Raw genomic sequence first — 11724 nt, 5'->3', positions numbered from 1 at the left:
ATCCGCGCCTGCTGCCATCAGCGATTGATACATCGTCTGCAGGTCTGCGTACGGTCCGAGCACCGCCTTGCCAGTCAGCGCCGTGACTTCGTTGCGCACGAGCTGCTGCTCGTAGAAGCCGTCACCAAGTCGCTTCGGAATGTGCGTGAGGTCGACGCCGAGCTGTCCGAAGAAGTAGTCGCTCGAGATGAAGTTTTTCTGGTTCGTGAACGCCGGGTTCGTCTCGATTACGTAGTTCGCATTTGGCGCGGTCGTCGGCCGGTACAGGCCACCTTGCGGAATCGTGAGGTTGTTCAGCACGTTCAGCGCCGTCGCACTGGCGATGATCGGATCGACCGGCGCCGGCGGACCACCATGCACGGACGATGCGCCCGATTTCGCGCCGCTCGCATTGCCGCTCAGGTTGGTGGGCGTGAGACCCGGCACCGACTGCCCCGGCAGCAAGCCGAGCGACGGAATCGATGCGTTGCCCGCCGTGTTGCTGACGCCGACGCCCGTCCCCGAGATCGTGCCGTTGGAACTCAGCGTAGAAAAATAGCCCGGCAGCTTGTAGTCCTTGATCGACGCCGGCGCCACCTGCGTGTAACCGCCCGGGCGCCCCGTCACGAACGGTGCATTGCCGAATGGCAGTTGCCAGTCGTGTTCGGTGTTGTCGTAGTTGTTGTAGTGGTACTGCCCCGAGTAAGAAACTGTCACGCCCGGCAGTTTCTGGCCGGACGCCGCCCAGCCATCGGCGTCGTAGCGAGCCGGCATCTTGACGTCGCCGACCGCCGCGATGTTGCTCCAGTAGTTCTGCAACGTGCGGACCGACGACGCATCGATCCTGCCGCCCGACACGATCTGCGCGGCCGGGCTGATGTCCGTCACGGTCGTCGCCGTCGCGCTATCCGCATAGTAGGTCGTCTTCTGGTAGTTGCTGTTCCACTGCCCGCCATGCGGTGGATCGGTGGGAACCCCACCCACGAAATCCAGGAAAAGTTCACGCACTTCGGGCTTGTTCAGGTCGACCCCGCCCACGTCCCGGCCCGAGCAGGCTTCCATGTGGACTGCCACGCATCCGGACATGCTGATGCCGAACTGCGCGAGCAATGCCGGATCGATCTGACGGGTGGACGTCTTCATCACGCGTCGCGTGCTCGTCACCTTGTCCGCGTGCAATTCCATGTCGCCGCCGGACTGGATCAATGCCGACACGTTGTTGACGAGTCCCGCGTTCGTGTAATTGCCGATCGCATCCTTGCCGCCGGCCAGCACGACCTTGCCCATCCCGAAGATGGCCGTCGTCGCCATCGAGTCGGTGGCCGTCGTGTCGTCGCGGTTCTCGATGTCGCGCGCGAGGATTTCGAGCGTGCCGTTGCTGTCCGACGCTCCGATCAACGCGGTCGGCCCGAGGTTCGAGATCGTGTTTGTCGCGTTTAACGAGGCGCTGGCGCCCACGAGCGCGCCGGTATTGACCAGGTTGGTCGATTGCGTGTGCAGCAGGCCGCCGGCCGTCAAGGCGCCCACGTTGACGATGTTGCCCGCATTGACGCTCAGGTTGCTGACCGATTGCAGGTTCGCATTGTTCGTGAAGGTTCCGGGCGACGTGAAGGCGAGATCGCGACCGACGTTGAACTGCGTGTCGGATGCCGCCGTATAGTCGCCCTGCAGGTTCACGTTCGCGTCGTGCGTTGCACTGTATATGCCGCCGCCCAGCAGCGTGGCCGCCGCGACCGACAGATCGTGCGTCGAGCTGATCTGGCCGTTGGGGTTCGTGATCGCGCCGGTCGTCGTGACGTTTACGTCGCCGTTCGAATTCGTGACGTTGCCAATCGTGCCGCCGCTGTTGTCTAGCGTGTTCGCGTTGACGTGCAAAGATCCGCCGCTGAGCTGACCGCCTTGCGTGTTGCTGATCGACGCTGAGCTGACCATCACATCGCCGTTGCCGGTGATGGCACCCATGCCCGACACACCACCAGCATGGCTGTTGGCGATCCGGCTGTCGCCTTGCACGGTCATCTTGCCCGCGCCGAGGTCGACAATGGCGCCGTCCGCGTTGTCGATCGAGGCCGATTGAATGGCGAGCGTGCTGGCGTCGCCCGCTGTCGATTGCCCGGCCTGGACGTGGCCGCCTCGGTTCGACAACGCACCGCCGTTCGTCAACGACAGCGACGTATCCGATCGCAGCAGGCCCTGCGCGTTGTTCACGTCACCCGCAATCGTGGCGTTGATGCCGCGCTGCGCGGCGAGGATACCGCTCGCGTTGTTCCAGCTGCTCGCATCGACGACCGCTTGTCCCTTCGTCACGACGGTGCCTGATGCGTTGTTCAACGCACTGGCGCCCGCATTGGTTCCGGTACCCGGTGCGATCTTCAGCGTGCCCGTGCCGGCATGCGTAATGGTGCCGCCCGCGTTGTTCAGCTCCGCCGGCTTGAACATCAGGTCGGTGCTGTTGGTCTGGATCACGCCGGCGGCCGAGTTATCGAGCGTGCCGCGGACGTTGATTCCCATTGCCGCCGAGCCGTACTGCGTGATCGTGCCACCGTGATTCGCAAGGTTCATCGCATTCAACGACACCTGGTCGGCCTGCACGGTGCCGGCGCTGTTGTCGAGTGTCGTTGCGCTGACCGTGGCCGTCTGGCCGACAATCGAACCGCCGCGATTCGTCAGGTGCGCGCCGGCATCGACCGCGACGCTCTGCGCAGCCTGCAGCGTGCCGCCGCCGTTGTCGACCGATTGGCCCGCAACGTGGAGATTCGTACTGGACATGATCGCGCCGTGGTTGACAACGTTTGCGCCCTGGACCGACACATCGCCGTTTCCGCCGATGACACCGCCTTGCGCGCCGTTCGCGGTCGTCCCCGTGGCGTTGGTCAATTGGCCGCTCGTCGTCACCGACAGACCGTCGCCGTTGAGCGACGTGATCCGTCCCGCCGTGTTGTCCAGTGACGCACCGGCCACCGTCATGCCGGCCGCGCTTTGGAGGGTGCCTAGGTTGTTCGCGATGGCGCCGCAATTTACGTTCGCCGTGCTCTCGGAGACCAGTTCGCCGGACTGATTGGCGATCTGGCCGGCCATGTTGACCGACAGCGGGCCCTGCGACGAGACCTTGCCGCTTTGGTTCGAGAGGGCGCCACCAGTCAGCGTCGTGCCGCCGCCGCCCGACAGGCTGCCGTGATCGTTGATCAGCGTGCCAGAAGCGTTCGTCTGAATCGCGCCTTGTGCGCTCGTCGTGGCGTTCGACAGGTTCACGTCGCCGGACGTCGCGCTCAGCGACAGATTGCCGTTCGCCGCCGTCTGGCTGCCGGTGAGATTCACGTTGGCGCCGGTCAGCGATGCATTGCCACCCGCCACGTTCTGGCCGGTCGCGCTCAGTTGGCCCGAGGCCGTCAGATCCAAGTCGCCGCTGTGCGCGACGGAACCGTCGTTGCTTATGCCCGCGCCGAGCGTGCCGGTCGAGTTGATGCTTCCGGCGTTGATCGTCGTGTTCTGCTGCGCCGCGAGCGTCCCACTGCTCGTGAGATCGGCGCTCGTACTGGCCGACAACGATTGCTGCGCATACGTCGTGCCGCTGTTCTGGATACCGCCAATGGCCGACATCGCCAGATTGCCGCTCGCCGCGGTCTTGCCGGTGAGCACGAGCTGGCCGTTCGACTGCAACGTCAGGTCACCCGCCTGCGCCGCGATCGTGCCGGCATTGGCCACCCCCACACCGAACTCGTTCGATGCGAGAAAGATCCGATTGCTATACATGCCGCCCAACTGGCTCACGTCGATCGCGATCGATGAGGCGGGGCCGTCGTCGGCGATCAGCGTCGCAGCAAGCGTGCCGCGATTGACCTGGGCCGCGCCTGCGATCACGTTCAGGTTCTTCGCATAGATGGCGGAATTGACCTGTACAGCGCGGGCGATCAGGTCGACCTGGTCAGTGTCGGTTGCGTTCAAGCCGGCGCCCGAGACGGTGACGAGCCCGCGGTCGACGTTGTATCCGGCGAGCGAACCATCGGCGCCGTAGAAAGGCACGCCGGTTGTCAGGGTCGCGCGGCTGGTATTCAGGAAGGTTCCGCCGTCCACGAAAATCCCGGACGGGTTAGCCAGGACGAGCTCCGCACGGGCGCCTGCGATCTCCACGGCGCCGCGGATTTGAGACGGATTCGGACTGTTGACCTGGTTGACGATGATCCGCGCGGCCTGTCCGGCGCCGTAATGCGGGTTGCCGTTGATCCAGCCCGCCTGCTGGGTTTGAACCATCGTGGCCGAGTTGTTCAGGATCGCGCCGGCTTTCTGTACATCGAACTGGTTGTAGGTGTTGACCGAAACGCCCGCGTTCGACGGACGCGTCACGTTGACCTGGGGCAAGCCGTTCGGTGTCTGGATCACCTGCGTGCTGGTGCCCGGCGTCGGAACAATCTGCGCACCGGACAGGGTAGGCAGCATGCCCATCGCGACGACACCCGCCATCACAACGCGAACGCCGGACGTCAACGACCGCCGCCGCACACGCGCCTCACCCGTCGCCGATTTGCCCTCGGCCGCCGCCGTTTCCGCGACAGCCACCATCATCCCCCGAAGCCTGGAATACACCAGACGATGCGTATCCTTGTTCATTCTTGTCGACGCGGCCCGCGCTCATTCGTTGGTGATGGTGCGCAAGCATATCGAAAACCTTACGAATTGCTGTCAGCAATTACTCAGCCGTCGGCGGAAAGATACAAAATCCCAATTTCAGATATGTCCGATTGACTTGTGCTCACACGCAGCACGCGACCAGTTTGTCTGCAGCTCGTGCAATGCATTGAATTGCGATTGGTGGGGAATCGTTGGCTCATCGTCAATCCTCACCAAAGAGCCCTGGCAATCAGAATCGAACAGAAACCTTGCCTATTCATCAACGACAACATATCGAGACCACGGACATCTTTTCCGGAAAACACAATCCGACCGATGTAGGTTCGCAAAAAAGGTGACCTCTACCGTCCATGCAAATCAATGACTTGGTCATCTTTTCTGCGAATTTCCCCGCGAGGAAGTGGCAGAAAAGGTGATCTTTCCCTACAGAATTCGCAGAAAAGTTGACCTCCGAATGGGAGGCGCCCCACAACTCCATAAAAATCAAAGGCTTGCGTTTAGGTTGAGCCCCGCAATCGCAATGCTGCCTGCAAATTGGCCTTCCCCGTTCTCCCGGACACATCAGCTAAGCTGCCGTAGCCAGATCGCGAATCTGCTCGATGGTCAGAGGCGGGAAATCGTTGGAGTGTTTGATGTCGTCCATGCGACGACTATCCCGGCAGCCTCGCAGTTGGCACAACGAGATGCCATGATTGGGCCATTGCGACTAGCGCAAGCCGACCGACCTTGAGCGGTCTCTCGTGCTAGCCGCCGTGCAAGGGTGCTTTGTCAATCACAGCAGTCCTTGCCCAGGTTCATTCAAGGGCTCGTTCAAGTTGCAAATTCAAGCGATGAAATATCGGAGGTGCGATCGGACGCTATGATTCATATGTAACGGAACTCATTCGCGGCGCGGGAGCTATCGGCAATAGCGAAAACTCTCGAGTATCCACATGCATGCACGTCACCGTGAAATCGCAATGAATCCCCCATACTTATTACTAGCCTCTGCTGTACTCGCGCTTTCATTTTCGGGCTGCACAGCACTGCGTCCGGATTATGCAGCCCGTGTCGCCACCGGCACCACCGCGCACGACATCTGCTCGGAAACCTTCGTAAGCGGACAACAACCCGACACGATATTCTCCGAAACCATTGCATCCCGACCGGGCTTCGACTTGATAGCGCCGCTTATCCGTTATCGGGTAGACCGCCAGCAACAGGAAGTCAGTGCCAGTATCACGGGTACATTCACCAGTCGTGCCATCTACCGGGGCTCATGGGGCTGCACAATCGTGAAGGATGCCGCCCCCATGTTGCTGGAATCACCCCAGCCCCTTTCCCCGATACCCCAGACTTCCCTGCCGCTCCAGCTTGACGCATCGCCGAGGCTGTCCCAAGCGATTGACGATGCATTCGCAGAGAAACCCTCCGAAAAGCCGCGCCGAACAAAAGCCGTTGTCGTTTCGTACAAAGGCAGGCTGATTGCCGAGCGATACGCGCATGGTTACGATGCCGATACGCCAATTCTCGGTTTCTCGATCGGCAAGTCCGTGACGAATGCCCTTGTAGGTGTGCTCGTCCGCACGGGGAAATTGCGCAAGGACACTCCGGTGCCACTCGACAACGGCTCGGGCACCTCGATCCCCCTCTCGGATTTCATGCGGATGACGAGCGGTCTTGACCTGGACGAGACCGGTAGCGGCTTCGATCCATCGAATCGGGTAATGTACGTGCGCACGCCCGACATGGCGGCAGCCGCTCGTCAGGCGCGCGCCATTGCGCCGCCGGGAAAGCGTTGGGCGTACAGCAGCGCAAGCATCCATCTCGCAGCGCGCATGGTCCGCGACGCAGTAGGGGGCAACGCCGCCGATGTGCAACGTTTCGCCCACGACGAACTGTTCGCGCCCCTTGGGATGCATGTGACCATGGAAATGGACGAGACCGGTACACCAATCGGCGCGCACTACATGCTGGCGTCGGCCCGCGATTGGGCCCGTTTTGGCGAGCTGTATCTAAATGACGGCGTCGCGCCGAATGGGCAGCGAATATTGCCGGAGGGCTGGGTGCAATGGTCGACTACTCCTACGCTTGCCACCAACTATGGGGCTGGGTGGTGGGTGAACCACCGTGAGCGCACCGACAGCGAGCAACCTGCGGGAATGCCATTGATGCCGGATGCACCCGCTGACACGTTTTACGCGCTCGGCAATCTGGGACAGTACATCATCGTTGTGCCGTCGCAGCAACTGGTCATTGTGCGGCTTGGGAATGCCCAAACTCCTCACTTCGATATTGATGAAGCAGATCGGCTCGTCAAGAAAGTCATCAGCTCTCTGCACGCTTCGGCAGCGTAAGCAGCTAGTTCAATGGCGTTTTGCCATATCGACAATCGTGGAACCGGCGCGCGTCGGATGTGGGCGTCGTCCCATTTCAAGGTAGCCAATTTTCAAGTAGAGAACGATGTTCTTGCTCATCAGGGCATTCGTGTATGCGGACGTTCCTAATTCGCGAAAGCAGTCGTTCACTACCCTGATCGGTTCACGTCTTTGGATAAAATTTAGGGGAAGGATTTCGTTCAGGGAAGGCCTCTTGATGCCAGTACGGGTAGGGACTTCCTGTCGCGCTTGCAGTGTCGAGCCTCCTGATGTGTTCACCAGACAAGCTCCAGCCGATCACCTCGATATTGTGTATAAGCTGCGACTCGCTGCTCACACCTATGATGAGGCTCGCAACTGTGGGCCTCTGAAGCAACCAGTTCAACGCAATCTGCACCTCACTTCTGCCGGTCTCGCTTGCGATTCGGGACAGCTCAGCGATGACTCGGCCCAATACCCCCTCGTCCACCGGCGGAACATAAGGTGGCGTGGCGTCGTGAGACCGACTTCCGCTACTCCGATACGTTTTCGGGCGAAGACGCCCCCACCCAAGTGGGCTCCACACCAACGCTGAGACGCCTTGGTCGATGCCTAATGGCATAAGCTCTCGCTCATAATCTCGTCCAATCAGCGAGTAATACACTTGGTGGGCGATATAGCGCTTCCAGTCATTTTTCTGCGCAACGGCCAGCGACTTCATTAATTGCCAACCAGAAAAATTCGAAACGCCGAGGTACCTGATCTTTCCTGCGCGAACAAGATCGTCCAGTGTTAGCAAAGTCTCCTCAAGGGGCGTAAGCGCATCGAATGTATGTAGTTGAAACAAGTCGATGTAGTCGGTGCCGAGCCGGCGCAATGTCCCGTTGACGGCATCTATCAAATGCCGGCGTGACGCGCCGACGTCATCAGGACCAGACCCGCTGCGCAGGCCAGCCTTGGACGAAATGATTACCTGGCTACGCCGCCCGGCAATGGCACGCCCCAACGCAACTTCTGCATCGCCGTTCGAATAGACGTCGGCGGTATCGAACATATTTAAGCCAGCATCGAGGCAAATGTCTACGAGCCGGCGCGCTTTCGTTCCGTCCTTGTCGGACCACGCGTTGACGGAAGAAAAACTCGCCGTGCCAAGCGTAAGCACCGGCACCAACAATTCATTGTGTCCAAGCCATCTGTGCTGCACAGCCGCTCCCTCCATGTGACGCCCAAAACGGAGATCGCCGCGCTGCCGCGACAGACGATCGATGATCCGGTTGCTTCTTCAAGCTCGGTTGATGCGCGTTGCTGCAATTGCGAGGTCTATCTCGCTTTCCGTCATGCTATGCTCCAATTGACCGTGAAGATACTAGCGCACTCACGCCATCCGCGCATTGAGCGTCACACTGGCCTTAATCCGAGTTCCAGAAAGATAGCCGCACGCGGGCAAGTGTGGATTCAGGTGCCGGTCAATGTGACGTGACGTATTGTGGATAATACGAATGAGCAGATTTCATCAATCGCTCGAGCGGCAGCAACCAATACGGTGAATGGTTGCTTGCGGCTATTCTTGGCAGAGGTCGCATGCAGATTGACTCTCTTCTGACGGATCGGATAGCTCGGCGTCAAAGCATAGCCCTAATACTGGGCTCCATGCTTTGTTTTGCGATCGTCGATGCGCTTGGTAAATTGGTCGCATTGAGCTACCCGGCAAACGAAGTCACCTTCTTTCGCATGTTTTTTGGTGTCGTCCCGGCACTTGCCGTCTGTTTGCGCGGCCGCTCGATCGCTGCCCGGATTCGTAACCTAGACGTCCGAGGGCAGGCTATCCGTGCTTTGACGCTGATCGGCGCGTCGGCATTGTTCTTCGCCGGCCTGCCTTATCTACCGTTGAGCGAAGCGGTAGCGATCGTCTATTCGGAAGCGTTGTTCGTTATCGTTCTCGCACCTTTTCTGCTCAGAGAACGTTTGCTCGTTCGGAATGCAATTGCAGCGCTGATTGGTTTCATTGGCGTTCTGCTTGTTGTTCGCCCCCAGGGGGCTCAGTCTAGCTGGATTGGGCCAGCCTTGCTGATATCGAGTGCCGTGTGCGGTGCGCTCTCGATGATCCAGATACTGCGAATCAGAAGCAGTGACGACTCCGGCATGACCGTATTGTTTTTCACGGTCGTGGGGACCCTGGTAACTGGAGTGTCCCTATTTTTTGCATGGCGGCTCCCGACCATCATGGATCTGGTAATCATGGCACTGCTTGCCGCTTTCGCTACCATCGGGCAACTTCTCTTTACCATTGCCGTACGACGCTCTGACGCTGCGGTTCTGGCACCGTACACCTACACAAGCATCATCTGGGCAACGCTTTTCGGATATGTCTTGTGGGGCGAGACACTCAGTATCGTCGCAATCGTCGGCATTGCGTTGATCGTCGGCAGCGCTATCGCAGTAGCGATACGCGAACAGCCGCCCGAAGGGCCTGCAACTTAGAGTCGATGAAGATAGCTCGCGATAGGTCGCCGCCGAAAAGCAGGTGATTGACGAAGGCGGTTCGTGTGAAATTGCCGCCGAAGGCATCTTGAATAGACTCCACCAATCTTTGAATCTGCTCGGGGGTCAGCGGCGGGAAGTCGTTGGGGTGTCGGATGTCGTCCATGCGACGACTATCCAGACACCCTTTGGGATCTTACCTGCGGATGCCAGGTTGGGATTCAATGCGTATTGAGCGCCTTGCTGAGAAAGACTCGCGAGGTGCCGGGCGGATCGCAGGGAATCGTGCCGAATAGCGTCCAGCCATGACGCACATAAAACTCTGGCGCCTGGAAGCTGATGGTGTAGACCACGGCCGATTTGCATCCCCGACGGCGCCCTTCTTCTTCGAATCTTTGCAGGATCTGCGCGCCCATGCCCTTGCCGCGCACGGTTTTCGGAAGAAAAAGCAAATCAAGGAACAGCAGCCCGAACGAAGACCGGCCAACCGCGCCGCCAACAAACTCGCCACTGTCCTGATCGCGCACGTACACGGCCAGCGGTTGCCGATCACCATAACCTACGTGGTCGTCGTTGAACTGGTTCAAACCATCTTCGATTGCTTTGAGTTCGGCTTCGTCGATCACATCAGTGACGATGATTTCGTGGCTAGGCATAGGGTCTCCGGTGGGATTAACGGTAGTTCGCGACGCTCTTGTTTGTGGAAGAACGATATTGCCACAAATACTGTTTATTTACACAGTATTTGTGAGTAGATGCCGCCGCCCCTTCATCAACACCACTCCTTGAAATCATACGCAAATAGCGTATATTTTTCGATGAAAGCGGCCTTCATTGAACTCCCTCCGTTTCTCCGCGAACGCGAAAACTACCTCGCGGATGACGAGTACGCCGTCTTACAGAAAGTGCGGCTGGTCAATCCCGAGGCTGGCTACTAGATCAAGGGAACCGGCGGTCTGCGTGTGATCTAATACTACTGGGTTAGCGGTTACGCTAACGCGCGGCTTTATGAACAGGTACATTATCGGATCGCCATAACATCTCAAGCAATGTTCTCAGCCAGCCCTAGCAACACGTCCTATCGCACCGTTTCGCTGGAAACCGACCGACTCGTACTTACTCCGCCCACCATCGATGATTTCGAGGAAATGCATTTGATGTGGTCAGACAGAGAGGTTGTCGCCCAAGTTATCGATTCGCCTCTCACGCGGGAAGAGGTTTGGGCTCGCTTACACCGAATAGTGGGACACTGGGGGCTTCTTGGGTTCGGTCATTGGATTGTCAGGGAAAGGATAGGCAGGAAATTCGTAGGCGAGGTGGGATTCTTTCGTTTCAAGCGAACACTAACTCCCGACTTCGACAAGGTACACGAAATCGGCTGGATGATTGCAAAAGACTCTCAAGGACTTGGCTACGCTACCGAAGCGGCAGTGGCCGCCTTACAGTGGCTGGAGGCAGATTCTCGCTGCCAGGAAACTGTGTGCATCATCGCTCCGGACAATCTCGCATCGCTAGCCTTGGCAAAAAAACTCTCGTACGAGATCGAGAATGAGACCACCTATCGCGGCAAGTCGGTGCTAATTTTGCGTCGAGAGCGGCCGCCGAATCCGTGAACGGCGGCTCTTGTCGAGCGGGATCGGGAGGGGCCGCGAGCGGCTACTCGTATTCCTTGGCAGCGGTCAGAATATCGGCAACACGGCGCCACAGGTTCGAAGGAACGTTGTAAAACCGGAGTCCGTCCTTGGGCCCACGTTGCAGCTGTATCGAAGAACGCACCAACCGGTCCGCTTTCCCATTGCGGATTGTCGCTACAAAGAGGCAAGGATCAACGGGTTCTCGGCCGCCTTGAGTCAGGCACGAAGTGCTCGAACGCCCCATCTCCATACGCTCGCTCCACTTTCGATACGACGACGTGATATCCGCCATACCATTTCCGGAACTGTCGTTTGGCGTCCAGATGCATTGGGGCAGAGGCAAATGCCTTGAGCGATTCCTCGTCCCGCCAGTAATAGCTGGCGTTCACCAGCCGTCCATCGGCTGATCGCCAGGATTCCGCGCCGAGAAAGCCGGACAGGCTGGCCGCCACTTCATTGATTATGGCGCTTAGGCGATGAAATTCTTCGTCGACCTCGCCCGGCTTATAGATAAAGGCTGCGATGTACATCTACGGTTCTCCACGCAGTAGGGGCTGAGCGGCGCTTCACCAAGTGCTCAGATGGGGCGGGACATCACGGCCAGCCGGACCGCTAGCAGCACAAGTAAAGCCGCTAGCCCGCGGGACTGGAGCTTGGCCGCTCTC

General features: G+C 59.1%; 7 protein-coding genes. 3 read left to right on the top strand and 4 right to left on the bottom strand.

The window, feature by feature from the left end; translation table 11 throughout:
* The coding region (locus KH616_RS13820) for a filamentous hemagglutinin N-terminal domain-containing protein (RefSeq protein WP_292245340.1) at positions 1 to 4587 on the bottom strand (4587 nt) is incomplete at its 3' end.
* Between the two features lie 953 nt (positions 4588 to 5540).
* On the opposite strand from KH616_RS13820, the gene KH616_RS13815 reads away from it, so the two are divergent.
* On the top strand, positions 5541 to 6944 hold the full coding sequence (locus KH616_RS13815) for a serine hydrolase (protein WP_292245338.1): 1404 nt from the start codon (positions 5541 to 5543) through the stop codon (positions 6942 to 6944).
* Positions 6945 to 7128: 184 nt separating this feature from the next.
* Here the strand turns inward: KH616_RS13815 and KH616_RS13810 are convergent, their stop codons facing one another.
* Complete coding sequence (locus KH616_RS13810; RefSeq protein ID WP_292245337.1) at positions 7129 to 8148, bottom strand: aldo/keto reductase; 1020 nt, start codon at positions 8146 to 8148, stop codon at positions 7129 to 7131.
* A gap of 377 nt (positions 8149 to 8525) precedes the next feature.
* Between KH616_RS13810 and KH616_RS13805 the strand changes: the two genes are divergently transcribed.
* The gene (locus KH616_RS13805; protein WP_292245335.1) at positions 8526 to 9425 is read left to right on the top strand and encodes a DMT family transporter; all 900 of its coding nucleotides are present in this window, start codon (positions 8526 to 8528) and stop codon (positions 9423 to 9425) included.
* Positions 9426 to 9646: 221 nt separating this feature from the next.
* Here KH616_RS13805 and KH616_RS13800 read toward each other — a convergent pair whose 3' ends face one another.
* Positions 9647 to 10081: a GNAT family N-acetyltransferase gene (locus KH616_RS13800; RefSeq protein WP_292245333.1), complete on the bottom strand. Its 435-nt coding sequence runs from the start codon at positions 10079 to 10081 to the stop codon at positions 9647 to 9649.
* A gap of 393 nt (positions 10082 to 10474) precedes the next feature.
* Here KH616_RS13800 and KH616_RS13795 point away from each other — a divergent pair, with 393 nt between their 5' ends.
* Entirely contained in the window at positions 10475 to 11038 is a 564-nt protein-coding gene (locus tag KH616_RS13795; protein ID WP_292245331.1) for a GNAT family N-acetyltransferase, read from the top strand.
* 212 nt (positions 11039 to 11250) lie between these two features.
* Here KH616_RS13795 and KH616_RS13790 read toward each other — a convergent pair whose 3' ends face one another.
* Positions 11251 to 11589, bottom strand: coding sequence for a DUF4188 domain-containing protein (locus tag KH616_RS13790; RefSeq protein ID WP_292245329.1), 339 nt, complete (start codon positions 11587 to 11589; stop codon positions 11251 to 11253).
* Between the last annotated feature and the right edge of the window lie 135 nt (positions 11590 to 11724).

The organism is Burkholderia sp. (genome assembly GCF_018375725.1).
In the GTDB taxonomy this organism is placed as follows: Bacteria; Pseudomonadota; Gammaproteobacteria; order Burkholderiales; family Burkholderiaceae; genus Burkholderia.
The sequence above is the reverse complement of the archived record's forward strand: the minus strand, read 5'-3'. Positions and strand labels throughout refer to the sequence as shown.

Excerpts from the sequence above, each read along its gene's own strand:
- KH616_RS13805 (WP_292245335.1), top strand. The coding sequence starts at position 8,526 with ATGCAGATTGACTCTCTTCTGACGGATCGGATAGCTCGGCGTCAAAGC.
- KH616_RS13795 (WP_292245331.1), top strand. The coding sequence starts at position 10,475 with ATGTTCTCAGCCAGCCCTAGCAACACGTCCTATCGCACCGTTTCGCTG.
- KH616_RS13800 (WP_292245333.1), bottom strand. The coding sequence starts at position 10,081 with ATGCCTAGCCACGAAATCATCGTCACTGATGTGATCGACGAAGCCGAA.
- KH616_RS13815 (WP_292245338.1), top strand. The coding sequence starts at position 5,541 with ATGCATGCACGTCACCGTGAAATCGCAATGAATCCCCCATACTTATTA.
- KH616_RS13790 (WP_292245329.1), bottom strand. The coding sequence starts at position 11,589 with ATGTACATCGCAGCCTTTATCTATAAGCCGGGCGAGGTCGACGAAGAA.